Raw genomic sequence first — 22024 nt, 5'->3', positions numbered from 1 at the left:
ATGCCCGCATGCCCCGAATGAAGATCACGACGCAGTTCCTTCTCGCCGGCATTGCCGGTCTCGCGCTCTCGGCCGGGATCGCGTCCGCGCAGGATTGCACGCCGAAGCATCAGTTCACCACGGTTGAAGCCGGTACGCTGACGGTCGCAGTCACGACCTATGTTCCCCATTCCTTCGTTGATGACAGCGGCAACATGAAGGGTATCGACGGCGACATCGCCGCCGAATTCGCCAAGCGCGAATGCCTGAAGGTAAAGGCGATCGCCGTCGACCCTGCGGCCGCCATCCAGTACGTGCTCTCAGGCCAGGCTGATATCACCACCGGTGACTGGTATCGCACGGCTGAGCGCGCTAAGGTCATGAGCCTTTCCGCTCCGCTCTACACCGACCAGATGGGCATTTACTCGAAGCAAGGCTTCAAGACCGTCGCCGATCTCGAAGGTAAGCAGGTCGGCACGGTACAGGGATATCTCTGGGTCGCCGACCTCAAGGCAATGCTCGGCGGATCGCTGAAGCTCTATCCGAACTCCGTCAACATGCAGCAGGATCTGAACTCCGGCCGCATCGATGTTGCGGTCGATGGCTATTCGACCGGCGTCGTGGCCGAACAGAAGGGCGCGCTGGGCGATGTCAAGGTCAACGTGGCCGCTCCCGACGAACGCGTGAAGGCAACCAAGGAGGCGGCGCAGGCGGCTTTCCCCTATTCGCTGAATGCGAAGGAACTGGGCGTCGCGCTGGACGCCTCTATAGCCGAAATGCATGCGGACGGCACGGTCGTCACCATTCTCAAGTCCTACGGCCTGGATGGCACCGCGGCGGATACGGGTGCGCCGCGCCTCGTCGAGTAACAAACCAAGAGGCGGGAGAGGGCACTCTCCCGCCTTCCCCTGACATGGAAATCGGAGACGATAACGATGACTGTCTATACGGTCACGCGAAAGACGCAGTCGTGGTATGGCGAACAGATCGGCATCCTGATCCTCGATGCCGCCTATCCCTGCGTACCCGGCAATGTCGGCAACGCGACGACATATGATTATCCCGTGCGCTTCCAGGAGGTGCGCGGCGCGTCGATCGACCGTCTGCTCAACCAGCGCGACCCCGCCTTGAAAGAGGTCTTCATCGAGGCTGCCGTCGAACTCCAGAACCGCGGTGTCAAGGCGATCACGGGGGCCTGCGGCTTCATGGCCTATTTCCAGGAGGAAGTTGCGGCAGCGGTCGAGGTTCCGGTCTTCCTTTCCAGTCTGATGCAGATCCCCTTCATGCATGCTCTGTGCGGCGGGCGGGTCGGTGTCATCACGGCGAATGCCGCGCGGCTGACCCCGCGTCACTTCGCGGCCTGCAATGTCGCGGGCCATGTGCCGCTGGCCATTGCCGGCATGGAGGGGCAGACGGAGTTTCGCGAGGCCATTCTGGAAGAGCGCGGAACACTGGATTCCGCCGCGATCGAGCGGGAAGTGACGGAGGTTGCGCGGCGTCTGGTGGAGGATAATCCCGATGTCCGCTCGATCCTCCTTGAGTGCAGCGATCTGCCGCCCTATGCCCATGCCGTGCAGGTGGCGACCGGCCGGCCGGTCTTCGACTTCATTACCATGATCAATTACGTGCAGCAGAGTACCGCGCGTCGCCCCTATACCGGCGGCATGTAGCCCGGGCGCTTCTGGCAGAATGCAAGGACCGACGATGTCGCTTGATCACTATTACCTCCTCGGCCGTTCCGGATTGCGGGTGAGCCGGCTTGCGCTCGGCACCATGACCTTCGGCAATGCGGGCATCCGCGGTATCGGCGGCTCCTGGGGCAGTGACGAGGCGACCGCCCGCGCGATCTTCCATCGCTATGTCGAGGCCGGCGGCAATTTCATCGACACGGCGGATTCCTATGCCGGTGGTATGAGCGAGAGCCTCGTCGGCAGCTTCGTCGCCGAAGCCGGGCTTCGCGACCATCTGGTCATCGCCACGAAGTTTTCGAACAATGTCTCGCCGGGCAATCCGAATGCCGGCGGCAACGGGCGCAAGAACATCCTACGCGCGGTCGATGCCTCGCTGAAACGCCTGAAGACGGATTATATCGATCTCTATCTCCTGCACACCTGGGATCGCATAACCCCGGTGGAGGAGGTGATGCGCACGCTTGATGACCTCGTGCGTGCGGGAAAGATACGGCATGCGGGCCTTTCCGATGTGCCCGGCTGGTATGCCGCACGGGCGCAGACCTGGGCGGAGGCCCATGCGCTGTCGCTGCCGATCAGCCTGCAGCTTCCCTATTCGCTGGTCGAACGCAGCATCGAGCACGAGTTCGTTCCACTCGCCGAAACGCTCGGGCTCGGCATTACCGCCTGGAGCCCGCTTGCCATGGGGCTTCTGTCCGGCAAGTATCGCTCCGGCGCGCAGGCGGGGCGCCTTGCGCTCGATGCCTCCGGCACGGGCCTGGGACTGTTCAACGAGCGCAACGCCAGTATCGTCGCCGCTCTTGAGGAAACAGCTGCGCAGGTCGGGCGCAGCATGGCGCAGGTGGCGCTCAACTGGGTCGTCAACCGTCCAGGCGTTGCCGCGGCGATCATCGGTGCGAGCCGGCTCGAACAGCTGGACGACAATCTCGCTTCTCTCGATTTCGAGCTGGCCGCCGACCAGCGCGCCGCCCTCGATGCGGCCAGCGCCATCGATGCGCCCTATCCCTACAGCCTGTTTGCCGACGACTATCAGGCGGGCATCCTGAACACCGGCAGCTCTGTCGGCGAGAAACCGCGGACGTATCGTTCCGACATCTTCCTACCGAAGGTGACGGACTACGTCTTCGGCCAGCCGAAAAACCAGAAATCATAGGCGACTGGAAGAACCGACCGCATGCTGAACAATTGTCGCTCCCACGGGCTTTGGGAAAAAACAGCGCCAGCTGCGCCGGAGACGCTTGCGCTTGACGGAAACGTACGTGCGGATGTCGTGATCGTCGGCGGTGGCTTCACAGGCATTTCGGCTGCTCTTCATCTTGCGGAAGCGGGGCGGCGCGCGGTCGTGCTCGAAGGCGCGGAGATCGGTTTCGGCGGCGCCGGCCGCAATGTCGGGCTGATCAATGCCGGCATGTGGGTCATGCCCGATGATCTTCCCGGGGAACTCGGCGACGTCCATGGCGAGCGCCTGCTCGACATGCTCGGCAACGCACCGCGGCTCGTCATGGAGCTTATCGAACGACATGGCATCGCCTGCGAACTGGAGCGCAATGGCACCTTGCACTGCGCTGTCGGCGAGGCGGGTTTGAAGGAAATCACGGAACGGGCAGGCCAGTGGCAGCGGCGCGGTGCGCCGGTGACGCTGCTCGATGCGGTCGAGACGGCAAAGCGCACCGGTACCGCCGCCTACACCGGATCGCTTCTCGACATGCGGGCAGGCACCCTGCAGCCGCTCGCCTATGTGCGCGGCCTGGCGAAGGCCGCGATCGCCGCCGGCGCAACCATCCATACGGCGTCTCGGGTTACGGACTACACGCGCTCCGGTTCGCAGTGGACCGTGCGCACCGACGGCGGCTCCGTCACGGCGCCCTGGGTGATCGTATCGACGGATGCCTACAGCACAGGTCCCTGGGAAAGCGTGCGCCGCGAGCAGGTGCATCTGCCCTACTTCAACCTGGCAACGCGACCGCTCTCACCCCATCTCCTGTCCGCGATCCTCCCGGGGCGCGAGGGTGTCTGGGATACGAAGGAGATTCTTTCGTCGTTCCGCATGGACCGGGTGGGCAGGCTGGTTTTCGGCAGCGTCGGTGCATTGCGCAACACAGGCCGCGCCGTCCATGTCGCCTGGGTCAAGCGGGCGTTGAAGCGTCTTTCCCCCGTGCTCGGGCCTGTTGAATTCGAATGCGAGTGGTTCGGCAAGATCGGCATGACCGACAATGCCCTGCCGCGCTTTCATCGTTTCGCCGAAAATGTCGTCGGTTTCTCCGGCTACAATGGCCGCGGCATCGCGCCGGGCACGGTTTTCGGCCGCACGTTGGCGCAGCTGGTCCTTGGCGACATTGGTGCGGCGGATCTGCCGTTGCCGCTGACAGATCCGAAGGCACCAGCCTTTCGGCCACTCAAGGAACTCTATTATGAGGCTGGCGCGCAGATTGCGCACTTTGCGGGCGAACGGTTCTAAGGGCGCTCACTCCGCATTGTCTGAGGCGATGCAGTCGTCGGCGTTCTGTTCCATCAGCCAGTCGCGGAAGAGTTCGGTGCCGCGTTTCGGGGGGCGTTGCGCCGGCATGATGATGTGGACCGCCAGACCCGAGTGATAGGTCTCCTTCAGCGGGGCGACCAACCGTCCGGCTTGCAGGTGCTCGTTCACCAGATGCTTCCAGCCAAGCGCAATGCCCTGGCCGCGTACCGCCGCCTCGATGGAGCCGAGCGCATCGGTGAAGACGAAATCCTGCTTCAGCTTCGCCACGGGGACGGCCTGACGCTCCAGCCATTCGCGCCAGCCCAGGCGCGTGCGGTGCCGTTCCTCGAAATTCAGCAGTGTGTGCTGAAGCAGATTCGCCGGCGCGTGGATCGGCCCATGCTCCTTCAGATAGTCCGGGCTGCACACCGGCAGCACCTCTTCCGTCACGAAGTGCCAGGAATGGATACCCGGCCACTTACCGTTGCCGAGGCGGGCGGAAAGGTCGATGTCCTCCTCGACCAGGTCCTGGTCGTCGCGGCTGCTTTCCTCGATGCGCAGCGATACGTCCGGATGTTTGGCCTTGAAGTCCCCGAGCCGTGGAAGAAGCCAGAGCTGCACGAAAGCCGCGGAAAATGAGACCCGCACAATATCCTGCGAATGCTTCTTCTGGAGCGAGGAAATCACCATGTGCAGATGGTCGAAGGCCTCCTGCGTTTCCTTGTAGAGCCGCTGGCCATCCGCTGTCAGCTCCAGCCGCGTGTGATCGCGGCGGAAAAGCTTCAGACCTGTTGCCTCCTCCAGCAGCCGGATCGTCTTGCTGACGGCCGGCTGGCTGACGTTCAGTTCCTGGGCGGCCGCGGTGAAGCTGCGCCTGCGGGCGGCAGCCTCGAAGCAGAAGAGGTAATTGGCGGAGGGGATCAGGGAGCGGAGTCTGTGCATAATTTGAAGTTATGCCCCTCGACAATTTTTAGCAAGATTACAGCCTCCCAGGCCCTTTGTACGGTGCTGAAAATCAATTCGAGGGAACATTCACATGCAAACTCATGCTCGCGCCGTTGTCATCGGCGGCGGTTGTGTCGGCGCCGCCATTCTCTACGGTCTCACCAAGCGCGGCTGGACGGATGTCGCGCTTCTGGAACGCACGCAGCTCACCGCCGGATCCACCTGGCACGCCGCCGGCCTCATTCCCTCCTATGCCCGCAGCATCAATATCGGCCGCATGATCGCTAAGACGATCGAGATCTACGAGGGCCTTGAGGCGGAAACCGGCCAGCATGTCGGCTGGCACAAATGCGGACAGCTGCGCATCGCCAACACCCGCGACCGTCTCGACGAATACAAGAGCTACATGAGCGTCGCCGCTGTGCAGGGCATCCGCGCCGAACTGGTGACTCCTCAGGAGGCGCGCGATCTCTGGCCGCTGCTCGAAAACAACAAGGATATGCTCGCCGCACTCTATCATCCTGACGATGGCCATATCGCCCCCGCTGACGTGACGCAGGCAATGGCCAAGGGCGCACGAGACCGCGGTGCGAAGATCTATCTCAACACCGAGGTGAAGGGTTTCGAGCGTCTTGCCGGCGGCGAATGGAAGATCATCACCAACAATGGCGAAATCATCTGTGAGCACATCATCTCGGCGACCGGCAATTACGCCCGCCAGACCGGCGCGATGCTCGGCCTCGAAATCCCGGCCATCCCGATCCTGCATCAATACTGGATCACCGATGCTGTTCCGGAGATCATCGAGCGCAAGCGCCAGGGCCTGCCCGAAATGCCGATCCTGCGCGACGAAGGTTTTGAGGGCTATCTGCGCGAAGAGGGTGATGGCCTGATGTTCGGCCCCTACGAAAAGACCGAACACCTCAAGCTCTTCGCTGAAAACGGCGTGCCGGAGTGGTTTGGCGCCGACCTCGTCGAAGAGGATTTCGATGCGGTCGCCTGGAACTGGGAAGCCGCGATGGAGATGGTTCCCGCACTCGGACGCGTCGGCATCAAGGCGAATGTCCGCGGCCCTTTCCAGATGACCGCCGACGAGCTGCCGCTTGTTGGTCCGGCCTGGGGGCTGGAGAATGTCTGGATCGCCGAAGGCGTGCCGGGCGGTATCCTGTGGGGCGGCGCCATCGGCTATTATCTCTCCGAGCGCATCGTCGAGGGCGCCAACAGCCTCGATACATCCGAATTGGACCCGCGTCGTTTCGGTGCCTACGCCAACAAGGAATGGACGCGCCAGAAGGTGCGCGAAAGCTGGGGCACCCATGCCGAGCTGCACTATCCCGGCCAGGACATGCCCGCCGCCCGCCCGCAGAAGACTGCGCCGTCCTACGATATCCTGTCGCAACGCGGTGCCGTCTGGGGCGTTCTGAACGGTTGGGAAGTGCCGAACTGGTTTGCGCCTGATGGCGTGGAGGCCAGGGACCAGTACAGTTGGCGCTGGACGCAGAAGGGCCATTACGTCGCCGAAGAGGTGAAGGCGGTGCGCACCGCCGTCGGCCTCGTCGAGATGACGCCGATGACGAAGTTCGAAGTCTCTGGCCCCGGTGCGGAAGCCTGGCTCGATGGAATCCTTGCCAATCGCCTGCCAAAGGCCGGCCGCGTCAATCTCAGCCATCACCTGACGAAGAATGGTGGCGTGCAAGCCGAATATGTGGTGGCTCGCCTCGATGACGGCAGCTTTTACCTGATCTCGACGCCGCGCGCCGAGCGCTGGAATTTCGACGATCTGTCGAAACTCCTACCGAAGGACGGCAGCGTACAGTTGCGCAATGTCACCAACGAGCGCGGCTGCTTCACCGTCGTCGGTCCCAAGGCCCGCGAGGTGCTGCAAGGCCTTACCGAGATGGACCTTTCAAACGAGGCCTTCCCGTGGTTCGGCGTCAAGTCCGGCACGGTCGGCCTTGCGACCGACGTGCGGATGCTGCGCATCAACTATGAAGGCGAGCTTGGCTGGGAACTCTATCATCCGCTGCCTTACCAGCGCCAGCTGCTGCAGGCGATCCTAGCAGCCGGCGAGCCGCACGGCCTGCGCCTTGTCGGCTATCACGCGCTGGAATCGCTTCGTCTCGAAAAGTCCTACCGCGCCATGTATCGCGATATGAACCCTGAATTGACGGCTTGGGAGAGTAGCCTCGACCGCTTCATCCGCCTCGACAAGGGCGACTTCATCGGCAAGGCAGCGTTGGTGCGTCAGCAGCAGGAAGGCGTGAAACAGCGCTCGGTGACGATTGCCATCGATACGGAGGATGCAAGCTCGCTTATCCATGAGGGCGTCTATCACGACGGCAAACTCGTCGGGCGCATCACCTCCGGCAGCTATGCTTACACGGTCGGCTATGACATCGCCTTCGCGCTGCTGCCGGTCGAACTCGGCACACCTGGAACGGAACTGGAGGTGCCGATCCTCGGCGAGCGCCGCAAGGCACGGGTGATCGCGGAATCGCCCTACGATCCGGAAGCCCTGCGCGGCCGCATGTAACGAACCCGAGAGGAGTTTCCCGATGAAGATCTTGGTCCCAGTCAAACGCGTTGTTGACTACAACGTGAAGATCCGCGTTAAGTCGGATGAATCTGGTGTCGAACTTGCGAACGTGAAGATGTAGCTGAACCCGTTCGACGAGATTTCGGTCGAGGAAGCGCTTCGGCTAAAGGAAGCCGGCAAGGCTGAGGAAGTGGTCGTCGTGTCGATCGGTCCTGCGAAGGCCGAAGAGACGCTGAGCGCCGCGCTCGCCATGGGCGCCGACCGCGCCGTGCTGGTCGAGACGGACGATTGCGTCGAGCCGCTGGCGGTCGCCAAGATCCTCAAGGGCGTCGCGGAAGCCGAACAGCCGGGCCTGATCATCGTCGGCAAGCAGGCGATCGACGACGACTCGAACCAGACCGACCAGATGCTGTCGGCGCTGCTCGGCCGCATCGTCCTTACGGGAGTCGCCGGCTGCGGCAAGTCCGCCGTCGGCGCAGCGCTCGCTGCCAGCATCGGCGCGACCTGTATCGACGGCGACGACCTGCATCCGCCGATAAACGTCGCCAAAGATGAGCTAAGGCGAACCACTCACCGACGATGACCGCCGGCCATGGCTCATACTTGTCGGCCAGAGGCTCGCCGAACCGGATGGTATAATCATTCTCGGCCCTCAAGCGCCTCCACCGCGATCAGATCCGCGCCGAGGCAAAGGAATAGTCACCTTCGTCCACCTCTCCGGCACACGCGACCTCATGGCCGACTGCGCAGGACACTTCATGCCCAGTCGATCAAGTCGTTGTCTCGCTCAGCGTTCGGTGAGCAAGCGACGGTTTGTGTTCATTCAAGACCTTGGAGCATTCAGTTTCGAATGAGCGCATTGTTCGAATTGCCAGATGATCGTGCTCGCGGCGATCATCTGGCAGAGGTGCTTACATGTCATTGTCGCGGCGATGACCAGGATTCCACAATATGCAGTTTACTGCTTTCAACATGCATGGTCTAAACCTCCAGAGCTTTTTTGTTGGGCGCGGGAAGTAAGCATGATTTCTGAATGGCTCTTTCGATTTGGAAAAGAAGCAGAATCGAAGCATGATGAGTTGGAGCCGGGATCTCTGTATATCTATGCATCGCGCCCCGGGATTTCCGTGGTGATGATTACAGTTCTCGGTGTGGATCCTGTTCATATCGATGAAATTATCACCGTGACAAAGGCCAGGTTCTCGAGCGGCCATCGTCTTGTTTACGTCACGGACACTCTCGATTTCATGCGCTTCCGCCATCAAGGCGTCATGTTCGAATATCTCCCGCCAGTACATGAGCAGCGCATGCATGCCGAAAGCATGAACTGGCACAGCTATCTCAGGGGCAGATGGAAGCTGCTGCTGACCAAGTGGCAACCGACGCATGTTCTGGCCTATGGTCAAAATGCAGACACCTATCTCGCGTCGACAACGACCGGCCTCGCGGGGAGCCCCCTGTCATGAGCGCTGATTTCGATATTCTGTTTGTGGCCGATGCGCGGTTCGAGGGTGGCACATCAACCGCGGTCGCAGTGGAGATGCGAGCGGCGGCGCGCGCCGGCATGCGCTGTGGACTGATGACCGTCAAGGGCCCGCTGCTCGGCCTTCCCTTTCCGATGCACCCGGATATACGCCGGCTGCTGGAGGATGGGGTGATCGAGCGTGTGGACCCTTTGGTGCCGACACGTGCCGGAATCGTTCTGATCCACCATCCAACGATCATGGCGAACCGCCCGACGGATGTCATACGTGTCCAGACTGGTGCTTTGGTCGTTGTGCTGCATCACCCGATGTACGATCGGAAGGGCACGCAACAGTACGATCTCGCAGCGATTGGCCGTCATTGCCAGGACGCTTTCGGCCTCGCGCCGGCATTCGCGCCGGTCAGCGGTGTCGTCCGCGACAGCCTGCCGCGTGCCATGCAGGCGCAGATGTCCGTTCTCGACGAGGATTGGATGAACCTGATCGACCTCGATGACTGGCCCGAGCGCGGCGCACGGCTAATCGGCAAGCCAATCGTGATCGGCCGGCATTCGCGTCCGGACAAACTGAAATGGCCGACCAGGCAGGAAGCGCTCTGGGCCTATCCGCCGGATGGAGGACGGTACCATGTCCGCGTTCTCGGCGCTGGCGACTATCTGCACGAGATGTACGGCGAGATTCCCACCAACTGGGAACTCGTTCCCTTTGCCTGGACCGGAGTGGCGGATTTCCTGTCGACCCTGGATTTCTATGTCTACTATCATGACGAGAGGTGGTCAGAAGCCTTTGGCCGGACCATTCTCGAAGCGCTCGCGGTGGGACTTGTGGTGATCCTGCCGCCGCATTTCGAAAGGATATTCGGGGCAGCCGCCGTTTACGCCGTGCCAGCGCATGTCGAAAAGGTCATCGATCGCTTCGTTGCAGATCCCGAGGCCTATCGCTCTCAATGCAGCAAAGCGCGCAGTTTTGCGACCAATATGTGCTCTGCCGACATCTATTCCGGACGCGTTGCGCGCCTGCGCGACGCCTTTGGTGTTCCGGAGCCGCAGCCCAGCTCAATTACCGCACCCTTGCCGATACGAAACGTTCTGTTTGCCTCGTCAAATGGCATCGGTGTCGGGCATCTGGCCCAACAGCTTGCAATCGCGCGGCATCTGCCGATGGATCTGCGCTCCGTCTTCGCAACCATGTCCTACTCGATGAAGGCTGCTGTGCAGGAGGGGTACCAGGCGCATTTCCTTACCTATCATCGCCACCTGGATGCGGATTCGGACGACTGGAACCGTACGCTTGCCGAAGAGATTTTCGATCTCCTGTCGCATTTGCGACCATCGGTTTTCGCGTACGACGCGACCGCTGTTTTCGACGGCGTTGTGCAGGCTTTGAAAATGTTCCCGAATACTTTTTCCGTATGGGTGCGACGGCCAATGTGGCGAGAAGTCCATCGACCTTTCCTCGCGATGTCGCATCATTTCGACGCCATTATCGAGCCGGCCGAACTGGCGCAGGATTTCGACCACGGACCGACTGCGGCGGAGCGCGACAGAGTGCTGCTTGTGCAGCCGGTGCTGCATGTCGAACCGGATGAGCGCATGAGCCGGGCCGCGGCGCGTGCGGCTCTCGATCTGCCGGAAGACTTGCTGGTCGTTGCCTTGCAACTCGGTTCGGGTGCGAATTTCGATATGGCGCCGGTGCGCCAGGCGGTGATTGAGGCGGTTTTGGAGCGCCCCGACACGCTGCTTCTCGACCTGCGTTCGCCAATTGCTGCCGCGGCCGAGGCGATGACGCCGAGACATCCGCGCCATCGCGTCGTCGAACTCTTCCCGAGCTTTCGTCACAGCCGGGCTTTCGATGCGGCCGTGACCGCTGCAGGCTATAATGCCTTTCATGAACAGGTGCTCGGCGCGATCCCTACGCTCTTCGTGCCGAACGAGGCCGAAGAGATGGATTTGCAGCTGAACCGTGCCCGCTGGGCGGAGCTGACGGGCCACGGGCTGCTGATGCGCCGCGACTACGATCTTGCCCATGTCCGCACACATATCGATCAATTGCTCGACCCGGTGGAGCGGGCGCGAATCTCTACGCGGTGCCGGGCTATAGAATGGAAGAACGGTGCGAGAGAGATTGCACAATACATCGAGGATCACGCGCGGCTGGTGAGGACCGATTGGGACATAACGGGGCGAGCGGTAGAGGCGGGTTTCGCGAAAGTTGATGCAGGCGACGTGTAACATCTGTGGTCACGGAACCTTCGTCGACATGCGCCAGACGGATCGAAGCATCTTCGTGCGCAAGGGTGTCGTTTGCGAAAACTGCCGGTCGCTCGAACGCCATCGGCTGATTTTTGCCTTTCTCAAGGATAGGGGGCTGCTTAGTGGCAACAGGCGCATCCTGCATATCGCGCCTGAACCTTGTCTGGCGCTGATCCTCAGAGCCCGCTTCGGGAAAAATTACATTCATGGCGACAAGCATGTCGGTCACTACAGCGATCGTGGCGCAATGGAGCTGGATCTTTGCCATGACCTGGATAAGTTCGCTGATGCTTCCTTCGATCTCGTCATCCATAATCATGTAATCGAACACGTGCTTTGCGACTATCGCCCGGTGCTTCGGAAGCTTGATATGCTGGTCAAGCCCGGCGGTTGGCATATTTTCTCCATTCCGTTCATGCCGGGAGGATATCGGGAGGCCTCGCCCGAGGACGGCGAGGACTGGTGCATTGCCAATTGCGGACAGTGGGATCATCGGCGCGTCTTCTCGCCTGACGACCTTCAGGACACGCTTGGCGCTGTCATGCCGCTGCCCGAGAGTTATGACGCGACGCAACTTCTCCCGCCGGATCGATTGAGGGCGATGAACATGCCGGAGAGTACGTGGCGGGGGTTTAACAACAATTCCGTTTTTTTCTTACAGCGCAGCGTCGATTGAAAGGCCGTCAGCAGCACGTTGACTTGATTTTTCGCGCTGACATACTTTTGGCAGATCATTCTACTTCAACAGATGGATGCCTGGGCGAGTGACAGCGGAGCAAAGGATGTATGACGTCCCAAGAGGTTTCTGCCTCATTCCCTGGATTCATGCGCATGTGACGGCGCAAGGGCGCCGTAAGCTCTGTTGCGTCGATTCGATCAATCTTGGTGATGCGCCGGTTTCCGCCGATAGCAATCTGAAGGACTATTGGAACTCCCAGGAGATGAAGCAGGTGCGCCGGCAGATGCTGGCTGGCGAGCTGCTTCAACGTTGCAACAATTGCAGCCAGCACCCCATTCGGGCCGTGACATATCGCGATCAGATGCTGGCGCGCTGGCACGACTGGATTGGCCCTGCTATAGCTGCGACGAGCGCAGATGGTTCCACAAGTCTTGAGCCGTTTACGTTCGATTATCGCTCCTCGACCTGCAATCTGAAATGCCGGATCTGCGGTCCGCGTTATTCCACCACATTGGAAATGGAAATACGCCGCAACCCGGAACTGCAGCAATTCGATCCCGATCCGATGCTATGGGGCAAAGGCTATATGGAAGCGCGAAGCAGCGCGCAGTCCATCGCGCGCGACGAGCTTTTGGCGGCCGCACGGGCGGGAACGATCCGCCATCTCTATTGGGCCGGGGGAGAGCCGCTTTTCGACGAGACCCACTGGTCTGTCATGAATGAACTCGTCAGGACCGGAAATGCCCGGCATGTCGATGTCGTCTACAACACAAACCTGACCATGCTGAAGTTCAAGGGTCAGACGGTCGCCGACATCTGGCCGCATTTTCCGCATGTTACGGTGCAGGCGTCGATCGACGGGGTCGGCGCGGCGGGTGAATATATCCGGAGCGGTTTTAGCACGGCACATTTCTCCGAAAATATGGATGCGCTGGCCGCAATGGCGCAGCAGTCGCCGACGATCGCCATCGTGCTGGATGTCACTCTCACGTCGCTCGGTCTCCTGCATCTCGGCGATCTCCTGCAGTTTGCCGTCGACCGGCGCCTTGGAGTGACGTCGAAACTGATGTTCCCGCGGAAGGTGACGAATTTCATGGCCGTCGAATTTCTCCCGCAGGCAGTCAAGGACGACTGGTGTCGCCGATGGATGGACTGGATCATCCGCAACGACCATGAAAAGCTGCTGGATGCGCTCTATGACACTCTCGACATTGCGTTGCGTCGGCGGTCCTTCGACGCGGCTACCGTTGCCGCAGGCGCCGGCTCCATCACCGTCTTCGAAAAAACCCGCGGCGATCAGCACACGTACAGGAAACTGCTTGAAGTCGACGACCGGCTGGTGAATTTTCTGCCGATAGCGGAAACCGCGGGGCGCGAGCAAAACATTGCCTTGGCGCAACACTCTCCGTGAGCCTAATCGAGGTTAATCTTGCCCTGTTGCGCGTCGGGTTTAAGACTTCGGCGTGAAGCTTTCGGCGAATTTCCGTGCCTTCTTCAAACCAGCCTGTCCGAGTTCCATCTCCAGCGGCAACGCGGCATCCTTGGCGTAGGACGCCCCGGACTTCTCTGCGAGAACGAGCCAGTTCAGAGCTTGTTGCAGGTCGCGTTTACCGCCGATGCCGTCCTTGTAGATCGTGCCGAGTTTTGCCTGTGCTGACCCATCGCCGGAATGCGCGGCGTTCTCGATCCATTGCCTGCCGCTCTCGACATCCTTTTCGCCGCCGATCCCGTCGAGCAGCAATTCGCCGTAGCGCAGCTTTGCCGCGTTCACCCCCATTTCGGCGGCGCCCTGCAGCAAGATCCGCCCTTGCTGCTCGTCCTTCTTTACCACATCGCCGGATATGTAGAAATTGGCGAGGCGCTGCATGGCCGGCCCAAAACCTTGGCGGGCAGCACGCCAGAACCAGAAAACAGCCTTCTCCTTGTTCTGCGCGACGCCTTTCCCCTCAAGGAAGATGAGCGCGAGATTGTATTCGGCAAAGACGTTGTTCTTGGCCGCGCCGCGAACATACCAGTATCGAGCTTCGGTGAGATCCTTGTCGACACCGCGGCCATCACGGTAGACGTCACCAAGCGAACGCAGTGCAATGGGAAATCCTTTCTCGGCGCCCATGCGATAAATCTCACGCGCCTCGTCGTGGCGTCCGGCGGCGTCGATTGCCCGCGCGTAGTTGACGAGGATGCGCAGGCTGTCGGGAAACTGCTTGAGTGCGCCGAGGCAAGCAGGAATGGCTTTTTCCGGCACGATCTCCCTGAAATAAACGCCGACGGACGGATCGGCGATTTCCTGGACATGTCCTGCCAGTCGATCGCATTCGGTGATTTCGGGATAGAGCGGCGTTTCCTCGAATTCGGCGAAGCGCGGCGAGAGTTTCTTCTTCAGATTGGTGACCTCCGCGACGCTGCCCTTGGACAGATCGGCCAACCGCAAGCGAGCAAGATTGGCGAAAAGTCCTTCCGGGTATTTGGCGAGATAGTCGTTGTATTGTACCGGATCGTCAGACGTCGAAATTGCATTCCAGGTCAGGAGATCGGTCGTGGCGTCCGTGGTTCGGTTGGGAGCAAGCGAGAGCGCGGCGACATCCTCCGTTTCTTCCATGGGTTTGTGATTGGCCGTCGTCAATCGCGTCGAGGCTATGTCCGCAAAGAGGCCTTGTGGAAACGCTCCGAGATATGTGCCGTAGGCTGCCTGGGTGTCGGTCGTTGATGCGATCTGCCATGCTTGCGCGTCTTGCGCCGCTTGCGCTGAAAATTGCGGTTCGTCCGACAAGGCCGCCTTGAAGAAGAAATCATCGATCAAAGAGGAATTGTCCCATGGAACCTGCGCGCCGCCGGTCTCTTTGACGACCCGTTCGCGTGTCCGTTTGAACACCTGTTCGATCGGTAGGCCCGGCGTCGCAATGACCTGCGCCAGCGCGCGGCTGAAAGGGCTGTTTTTGCCCTGGCCGTCGGTCGCCACTTCTCCCGGTGCTGTCGCGAAGGCGATGAAGGTGCCGAGCGGGCCGGTGGCGCGCGCCAGCCCACGCACCATGCCGCCGGCACCGGCCGACCGGCTCTTCTTTTCCAGAGGATTGTTGCGGCACGCGTCAAGAATGAAAATGGCGATCTTCGGCTTCACCCGGTCGATCTGGTCGGTGACGAGTTTCAGGCTGAACGCTTCGAAGGGCAGGCTGGCCTCGTCCGACAATTCGCTGTCGACGGGGATTAGATAGTTTTCGTCGTCGAACTGTATGCCATGGCCGGCGTAGAAGATAACGACACTGCTGTCAGGCCTTATCTTCGACGTGAGCGTCTTCATCGCTTTGACGACGTCCTCTCGAGTTGCGTCTATGACGGTTATCGTTTCGAAGCCCACTGCTTTCAGCGCATCGTCCATCACGCGCGCATCGCGGGAGGGATTCGGGAGCTGTGGCAGCGACTTGTAGGCCGAATTGCCGATGATCAGGGCAACCCTTGCGCTATCCCCTGCCGTCGCGGCAGTCGCCGCCAGCAGCAATGAAAACAGGGCCAGAGCAATTCTCGAGATTACCATGTCACTCTCTTATAAAGGCTCGTTGTTTTCCGCCCGTCGCGGAGGCTCCGTCATGCCACCGAGGGCAGGGCGTCGATATGACGGGCGACGGCGATTGCGCCGTTGGTCCAGTCAATCGCCTGGCAGCGGCGCGCAATCGATTCGCGTTCGGCGTTATCGAGCAATCTCTCTAGGATGCCATTCAATTGCCCGGCATCGTCGCGGCACATCATCAATCCGCATCCCTTCTCCAGCGCCCACCTTGCCCGCGTTTTCTGCATGTCCATCTCGTCGCCTTCGTTGGGCACGAAGAGTGTCGGTACGGCGCCGATTACGTTTTCATGAAAGCTGTTATAGCCGGCTGCCGATACCGCCGCATCCCACGCGTTGCTATAGCGAAAGGTCGGAAATAGATTCATCGTCAGATGCCGGGGGCTGTCGGTGGCCCGGGCTGCCGGCACGAGCGCGGAATGAAACTCGATGACATAGACATTGTCCCGGGCCAGCAGCCGTTCGATGACAGCTGCGCGGACGCTGCCGAGATCGTACTCGCCACCGTTGAACATCTGCACGCAGACGACTGTTGCATCGAGAGGCAGACCAAGAGCCTGCCGTGCCGCCTCACGGGTCAGGCGGTCGCATGGATCGGTATGAAGGATGGGCTGGACCCGCATGGTTTCTGACTGCACCGCTTTCGTCGGTCCGTCGTCCAGCTCGTCGGCCAACTCACCAGGCTCGATGACGAGGGTGAATCGGGAGGAATGCTCCAGAAAAGGCGCATGGATCGGGCGCCACATCGGCCGCCTGATCCAGATCGACGTCAGGTCCGGGACGCGATAAAGCATTTCTGCCACGCCGCCGAAGACGGCGGTCGCGTCGTAGATGAGGGCTTTCGGTCGCAATTCCTCGATCGTCACCAGATATTCCTGCTCCAGCGCGAGGTTCCAGGCGTCGACTTCCATACCGTTGTTGCGGTGGTGGGATGTCATCAGGCAGAGATAACCCGCCTGCTTCAATGTCGCCGCCGCATAAGACATGGTCAGGAAGACACTGCGTTGCCCCTTCGCTATCCTATCCGCAACAGCCATCTGGCGAGCCAGATGGCCGAGGCCGATACCGTTGGAAGAGACGAAAAGGATGTTGTCCGGGCGCATGATCATCTGTGATGGCTGGAAATGCTCTAGGGTTTGCAAGAAGCGTCCGCTCGTTCGGCAGCGGTCAGAAAACGGTCAAAGTTCATTCCGTAAGCATGTAACTGCGTCGGCGCCCACTTCGCTTCGATGAGTGCCCAGCGACGCCTTAGATACCGAGGCCAGTTCATGGCTCCCGCATGCCGGCTTTGTTCGGAAAGCGGTGGAATATATTCGAAGGTCGCTTTTCGGTGTCGAAAAACTGCGAAATCGAGTGTGTCCGTCAAGTAGACAACCTTGATGCCGGCCGCCGATGTCCTGTCGACGATGTCGGCAATGCTCGCCTGCTCCACACCCAACATGGTCACCAGCAGCACCTGCCGCTCGGCGGGAGGGGCGGATAGTGGCCTATCAACTTCCAGGGATTCCCTGTGCTGACGGGCGGCCTTGAATAACCAACCGAAAAGTCGCACTCAAAGCTTCCTTTATGAACGCACCCGACACGCGTCTATAGTAAGGCCGGCTGCATCAATTCTTCAAGCCATCGCTCCAGGCTGGCTATGTCGCTGGCCGCATCATGATCCGGTTTTGTCGAAAAGACCGCGGCAATCGTTACTTCGCTCATTGCATCTAGCTTTAGCGATATGCGGTTGAAGGCAGGCTTGGAGGAAGCCAACTCGCAAACCGGACTGACAGTCAATGTGGCGTTTGGCGGATGGCTGATTGCAAGTTGTATCGTCGTGCCGCCCAGCGTCAGTTTGAGCCCTGTTTCGCAAATGCTTACCTCCGCCTGCGTGTGAAGGTTCCATATGACTTCGACGGGCGCAGCAATCTTTTTTGCGGGCGAAAGGCGATCGACGACGATGGCGGAATTGTCGCGCGAGAGGCTGAAGGCGCGAACATGATCGAAGGGGGCGTCGTGATCCCGGATAAGGCAAGCAATCTGCCTGGCATTGTCACGTTCCACGAAATCAGCACTGGCGTCGAGCGACTGACTGTGTCCGGCAAAATGTATCGTGTTATGTGCGCGGGTTTGCGTGAGGAAGTAGGTGAATCGCGTCTCGGCCTTGAAGTAGCCGGGAGCAGCGTAATCTTCACGGCCCAGATCACTGACGAACCTGATGCCTTCGTATTCAAGAATGAAGGTACCGAGGTCGAGATGGGCGTGGTTGGTACTGTTCGACCCGCCACGGATCGCCAGATAGGTATCGCCCTGCCGTGACGTCACGGTCGCGTAACCGGCACCATGAAATTTTTCGACACGGGGCCGTGTGTCCACATGGTTGATTGGAACGGGCGCGAACCACAACAGGTCGAGCGGATGCAGGTCTCCCGGCGCCCGCCATTGCCAATCGGCGGCGTCGACATCGCCGCATTTCTGCGCGAGCCAACCATAGACCGGCAGACGGCGTGTGACGGCGACGCTGTCGCCTGAATCGAAGGCCGTGCCGGACGGCGCAGTCAGCGCCCGTCCGAAACGCCAGGTTTTGAGGAGCGCCGGAAAGTCGTTGATCGTCAACAAGGTACAGTCCCTGCTCTCCAGTGCGGCAAGTGCCAAGACGGCAAAGCGGGTGGCATACTCCCAGTAGCTGATACCCTCCGGCCACCCGCCGTCTCCGTCATATGCGGAAAGGCCCACCCGAATGGCTTTACTGGCCTTTTCAATCACCTCCGCACTGATGTCCCCGCTCGACTTCTCAACGGCGAGCGCTCCGATGATGAGGCTAGCGGAGCATACGACGTTCCAATTGGTAGGGATCCGCGTCCATTTTGAATTGTCGATCAGCGCGTGCAGGCCCGGAATCATGGCAAATTCCATGATTGCGGTACCTATGACGCGCTTTTCGCTGTCAGTCAGCAGCGATGCGCACCAGTCGTAGCCGATGGCGACCGCGGTGAGCATCTCGGCGGTGTCGAGAAAATGGATCTCGTTCCAATCAGGGAAAGCCGAGACCGCCAGCATCTCGTCGATCAGCCGCCGCCGGTATATCTGTCCGCCGGTGAGGAAAAACGCGATGCCCAGAAGGAAAACACGATCTGACATCAGTCTCGATGTCGGAAGCATGACGCGGCGTCCCGTTTCAAAACGGCGTTCCATAAGTGGTTCGGAAAGAATTCCTTGCGCCTTGTCCAGAAAGGTTTGCGCCAAGGCTGCGGCATGCGGATCATGCACGATACGTCGGCGAAGCGCGCCGGCATCATTGCCCGTTAGAAGCAGCACGCTGTCCTCCAGAATTTTCCCGCCTAAGCGAAACTATAGATGGATCGGTAACTCCACAATCCAGACCGAGCGGTGGGCGCATGACGGCTTGAAGAGGAGCCCGCCTCGCGATGATGTCGTTCCTTGCGGTCGGGCGATAGCGAAAAAATCGATCGACGCAAGCCTGGCGGGGGGAAACAAGTTGAATCCTTGACGCGGACGACGCGCCGTCTGTGCTTGCGTTCCGCAGCATAGACCTGCAATTTCCACCCATTTTCGGCCAACCACGCATCCGGTCGCTGGTCTATTTCCGATTGACAGAATTCGTTTTGCTCAGCACAATCTATTAGAGAATGCGCAATTTGTTCTGAATTCCGTATTTATTCTCCCTCACATTGCTCGGGGCGTTATGACGAAGTTTCTGACAGGAAAAATCACTGCCTTGGCCGCTCTGCTGGCAGGGACCTCCGTTTTGAGCGGATGTGAGACTTCGGCCGGCAAGCCTGAAATCTGCAAGACGGACGCGGGCGTCGTGAACCAGCGCTGTGTGGAGCCGAAGCCCAAGCCGCATCGGCAGACGAAGAAACATGTCGCTGCCAAGGAGACTGGCCGGTCCAACTATTGATGTGTCTCTCAGGCGCGTCTTCAGACGGCGGGCCCAAGTGAAGAGGTCATCCAGTGAAGCTCGTCAGGCTGCTGATATCGTCCGTTCTGGTGGTCCTTATCGTTCTTTGCACCAGTGTCCTCGCTGCAGAAAGCGATAAACCGGTTCGAAAGATCGCGTTGGTCATCGGCAACAAGGACTACAAATCGTTACCAGCTTTGAAGAACTCGATCGCAGACGCCGAACTGATATCCGGCGCCTTGCGGAAAGTGGGATTCGAAGTGACGCGGGTTGTCGATGCAGACAAGACTGCGTTGGGCCGTGCAATGGCCGCCTTTCGCGGCCAGATTCAGCCAGACGATATCGTATTGATCTACTTTGCGGGTCACGGCGTGCAGGCGAATGAGGAAAACTACCTCATTCCTGTCGATGCTGCCGTGAAATCGGCCGATGACCTGCCCTGGTTCGCAATTGCGGCAAACGAAGTGGTCCGGCAGTTCGAGTCCTCGCAGGCCGGCTCGTTGATCTTCATTCTGGACGCCTGCAGGGACAATCCCTTCCAGACGGCCAGCCGGTCGATTGGCGGCGCACCGACGCGTGGCCTTGCGCGGATCGACAGCAACAAGATCGGAACATTGATCGCCTTTTCGACGTCACCGGGCTCGGTGGCACAGGATGGCGATGGTAAGAATAGCCCTTATACAAAAGCACTTGCGACAGCGCTGCTTGAACCGGGACAGTCAATCGAATCTGTTTTCAAGCGCGCCCGCGCGCAAGTCGTGAAGACGACGCAAGGCAAGCAGCTTCCTTGGGAAAATTCGTCGCTGGTCACCGATATCGTATTGCAGCCGCAAGCCGGTGGAAAAGCGATCATTGAAGCAACACCTTGCGATCTGGCAGCCGCGCACCCCTCCGATCCTGAGCGGATTGGGCCGAGCGTCGATTACGCCAATCTTGATCCCAACGTCGCGATCCCGGCATGCGAAGCGGCGATCAAGCAATCTCCGTCGACCATGCGGTTCAAGACATTGTTGGCGCGGGCACTCGACAAGGCGGGGCGTGGCGATGAAGCGCGCGCGCTTAACGAGGTTGCGATGAAGGCGGGCAATCTTGCCGGCTACCACAACATGGGCAATCTCTACCGCAAGGGCCTTGGTGTCGAAAAAGACGTATCGAAAGCGTTCGCACTGTATCTACATGCCGCGGAGCTCGGTCATATGGAAGACCAGGGCAACGTCGGGTACATGTATATGCAGGGCCAAGGCGTGAAGCAGGACTACAAGCAGGCGATGAAATGGCTGGCAATGGCGGGGGACCAGAACTGGGCGCCGGCGCTGGACAAGATGGGCCTCCTCTATCTAAACGGTTTCGGAACAAAGGCCGACGTCGCCAAAGCCCTCGACTTTTTCCAGCGAGGGGCCAATCTGGGCGACCGCAACGCCATGGTCAATCTGGCCACGCTTTACATGCAGGGCAACGGCGTCAAACAGGACAACGCGATCGCACGCGATATCTTCACCCGCGCTGCCCGTCTCGGGGCCGTTGCGGCCTATATGAATCTCGGGAATATCTACAATGAAGGGAAGGGCGTGAAGCCGGACCCGATGGAGGCGGCGTTCTGGTACACTCTCGCCTCGCGCGAGGGGCGTGAGGAGGCCTTGAAGCAGCTTCAGGTCATTCTCGCTTCGCTCTCTGAAGACGAGCGCCAACAGCTCACCGAGCGGCTGGACGACTGGACGCGCCAGAAGTTCGGGTAAATTTCGAGGAGAGTAACCGCCTGCGCCGCTATCAGATTGCGCTGCCCGGAGCCCGGTATAAGCCATTATCACATGCATTCAGCGGCTTGATGTCAACGATCCGGCTGATCGGATAGTTCAGTTTTTTTTCTACGACCGGAATGTGATTAAACTCTCCTGTGGGGTTTGAGGCTCAACCCCTGAGGTCTGCAGTCAACTAATGGAAACGAGATAGCTGCGTTCGCGCCGTTTCAAGAGCCACTGCCGCTTCGCCTAGAGTACCTTAACCCAACGTCGAGTTGCTGTCGGGTAAGGTTTGTGATCGGCCTGCGCTTGCTGCGTCGCCGCTGCCGTTCCTCGTCTGAGATGATCTCGTGTCTCGGGCGAACCAAATACTAGGACAGGATCGCCCGGGGTTCCAGAAGCGATCCCAGCCCGAATGCACCGAACTCCCGGGGCGGCCAGATTGCTCGAAGCCGCCGCAGGGGGCGAGCAGTTCGTGACGTGCCCCGTTGATCGTGACCCCGGCCGGCATCGATCTGGCCGGCGACGCACTTTGCCCGTTCGAGATCGGACGACTGGATATAGCTGGTGAGCCCATAGTCGGTGTCGTTGGCAATCGCGATTGTCTCGGCGGCGTCCCGATAGAGGATCACGCAAAGAACCGGGGAATATCTCTTCACGAGCGATCCGCATGAACACGACACGCCGCAAGTACCTTGGCTACAAGACGGGGGCGTTTGGCATCTGGCCAAGTAATCAAATCCGCGATCTTTTGAACGGGCGGTCTTCGGATCGCCCCCTGTTTTAACGAAAGAA

At 60.0% G+C, this 22024-nt stretch carries 16 protein-coding genes and 2 pseudogenes; 12 read left to right on the top strand and 6 right to left on the bottom strand.

Annotated features, from left to right (window positions below; genetic code table 11):
* The first annotated feature begins 8 nt into the window (after positions 1-8).
* The 4 genes from ACOZK4_RS09025 to ACOZK4_RS09010 all read left to right on the top strand — a co-directional run bounded on the left by ACOZK4_RS09025 (position 9) and on the right by ACOZK4_RS09010 (position 4128).
* Complete coding sequence (locus ACOZK4_RS09025) at positions 9-848, top strand: substrate-binding periplasmic protein (protein WP_421591600.1); 840 nt, start codon at positions 9-11, stop codon at positions 846-848.
* Positions 849-914: 66 nt separating this feature from the next.
* Entirely contained in the window at positions 915-1649 is a 735-nt protein-coding gene (locus ACOZK4_RS09020; protein ID WP_421591599.1) for an aspartate/glutamate racemase family protein, read from the top strand.
* A 34-nt stretch (positions 1650-1683) separates the two neighbouring features.
* The gene (locus tag ACOZK4_RS09015; RefSeq protein WP_421591598.1) at positions 1684-2823 is read left to right on the top strand and encodes an aldo/keto reductase; all 1140 of its coding nucleotides are present in this window, start codon (positions 1684-1686) and stop codon (positions 2821-2823) included.
* Between the two features lie 21 nt (positions 2824-2844).
* Positions 2845-4128 carry an NAD(P)/FAD-dependent oxidoreductase gene (locus ACOZK4_RS09010; RefSeq protein WP_421591597.1) on the top strand — a complete coding sequence of 428 codons (1284 nt, stop codon included), beginning with the start codon at positions 2845-2847 and terminating at the stop codon, positions 4126-4128.
* Positions 4129-4134: 6 nt separating this feature from the next.
* Here ACOZK4_RS09010 and ACOZK4_RS09005 read toward each other — a convergent pair whose 3' ends face one another.
* Positions 4135-5070: a LysR substrate-binding domain-containing protein gene (locus tag ACOZK4_RS09005; RefSeq protein WP_421591596.1), complete on the bottom strand. Its 936-nt coding sequence runs from the start codon at positions 5068-5070 to the stop codon at positions 4135-4137.
* A 94-nt stretch (positions 5071-5164) separates the two neighbouring features.
* Here ACOZK4_RS09005 and ACOZK4_RS09000 point away from each other — a divergent pair, with 94 nt between their 5' ends.
* The 6 genes and pseudogenes from ACOZK4_RS09000 (at position 5165) to ACOZK4_RS08975 (ending at position 13435) form a co-directional block, all read left to right on the top strand.
* Positions 5165-7606 carry a GcvT family protein gene (locus ACOZK4_RS09000; protein ID WP_421591595.1) on the top strand — a complete coding sequence of 814 codons (2442 nt, stop codon included), beginning with the start codon at positions 5165-5167 and terminating at the stop codon, positions 7604-7606.
* A 22-nt stretch (positions 7607-7628) separates the two neighbouring features.
* Positions 7629-8036, top strand: a pseudogene (locus ACOZK4_RS08995) (electron transfer flavoprotein subunit beta/FixA family protein); the annotation flags it as partial.
* 448 nt (positions 8037-8484) lie between these two features.
* On the top strand, positions 8485-9075 hold the full coding sequence (locus ACOZK4_RS08990) for a hypothetical protein (protein WP_421591594.1): 591 nt from the start codon (positions 8485-8487) through the stop codon (positions 9073-9075).
* Positions 9072-11324, top strand: a complete 2253-nt coding sequence (locus ACOZK4_RS08985; RefSeq protein WP_421591593.1) for a glycosyltransferase — start codon at positions 9072-9074, stop codon at positions 11322-11324. Before ACOZK4_RS08990 ends, ACOZK4_RS08985 begins: the two co-directional genes overlap by 4 nt.
* A gap of 28 nt (positions 11325-11352) precedes the next feature.
* The gene (locus ACOZK4_RS08980) at positions 11353-12021 is read left to right on the top strand and encodes a methyltransferase domain-containing protein (protein ID WP_421591592.1); all 669 of its coding nucleotides are present in this window, start codon (positions 11353-11355) and stop codon (positions 12019-12021) included.
* A 106-nt stretch (positions 12022-12127) separates the two neighbouring features.
* Positions 12128-13435, top strand: coding sequence for a twitch domain-containing radical SAM protein (locus tag ACOZK4_RS08975; RefSeq protein ID WP_421591591.1), 1308 nt, complete (start codon positions 12128-12130; stop codon positions 13433-13435).
* A 39-nt stretch (positions 13436-13474) separates the two neighbouring features.
* Here ACOZK4_RS08975 and ACOZK4_RS08970 read toward each other — a convergent pair whose 3' ends face one another.
* The 4 genes from ACOZK4_RS08970 to ACOZK4_RS08955 all read right to left on the bottom strand — a co-directional run bounded on the left by ACOZK4_RS08970 (position 13475) and on the right by ACOZK4_RS08955 (position 18886).
* The gene (locus ACOZK4_RS08970) at positions 13475-15520 is read right to left on the bottom strand and encodes a caspase family protein (protein WP_421591590.1); all 2046 of its coding nucleotides are present in this window, start codon (positions 15518-15520) and stop codon (positions 13475-13477) included.
* An 86-nt stretch (positions 15521-15606) separates the two neighbouring features.
* The gene (locus ACOZK4_RS08965; RefSeq protein ID WP_421591589.1) at positions 15607-16728 is read right to left on the bottom strand and encodes a hypothetical protein; all 1122 of its coding nucleotides are present in this window, start codon (positions 16726-16728) and stop codon (positions 15607-15609) included.
* Positions 16716-17138 carry a hypothetical protein gene (locus ACOZK4_RS08960; RefSeq protein ID WP_421591588.1) on the bottom strand — a complete coding sequence of 141 codons (423 nt, stop codon included), beginning with the start codon at positions 17136-17138 and terminating at the stop codon, positions 16716-16718. The genes ACOZK4_RS08965 and ACOZK4_RS08960 overlap by 13 nt, the downstream gene beginning before the upstream one ends.
* A gap of 35 nt (positions 17139-17173) precedes the next feature.
* Entirely contained in the window at positions 17174-18886 is a 1713-nt protein-coding gene (locus ACOZK4_RS08955) for a heparinase II/III domain-containing protein (RefSeq protein WP_421591587.1), read from the bottom strand.
* A gap of 388 nt (positions 18887-19274) precedes the next feature.
* On the opposite strand from ACOZK4_RS08955, the gene ACOZK4_RS08950 reads away from it, so the two are divergent.
* Both ACOZK4_RS08950 and ACOZK4_RS08945 read left to right on the top strand, forming a co-directional pair.
* The gene (locus tag ACOZK4_RS08950; protein WP_421591586.1) at positions 19275-19490 is read left to right on the top strand and encodes a hypothetical protein; all 216 of its coding nucleotides are present in this window, start codon (positions 19275-19277) and stop codon (positions 19488-19490) included.
* Between the two features lie 53 nt (positions 19491-19543).
* A complete protein-coding gene (locus tag ACOZK4_RS08945) occupies positions 19544-21226 on the top strand; it encodes a caspase family protein (RefSeq protein WP_421591585.1) in 1683 nt (560 codons plus the stop codon).
* A 374-nt stretch (positions 21227-21600) separates the two neighbouring features.
* On the opposite strand, the pseudogene ACOZK4_RS08940 reads toward ACOZK4_RS08945, so the two are convergent.
* Positions 21601-21901 (bottom strand): annotated as a pseudogene (locus tag ACOZK4_RS08940) (aldehyde dehydrogenase family protein); the annotation flags it as partial.
* Positions 21902-22024 lie beyond the last annotated feature (123 nt).

Origin of the sequence: Shinella sp. M27, assembly GCF_049199905.1 — a bacterium.
Taxonomy (GTDB): Bacteria; Pseudomonadota; Alphaproteobacteria; order Rhizobiales; family Rhizobiaceae; genus Shinella.
Note: the sequence above shows the minus strand (reverse complement) of the source record. Positions and strands in the feature narration are given on the sequence as shown.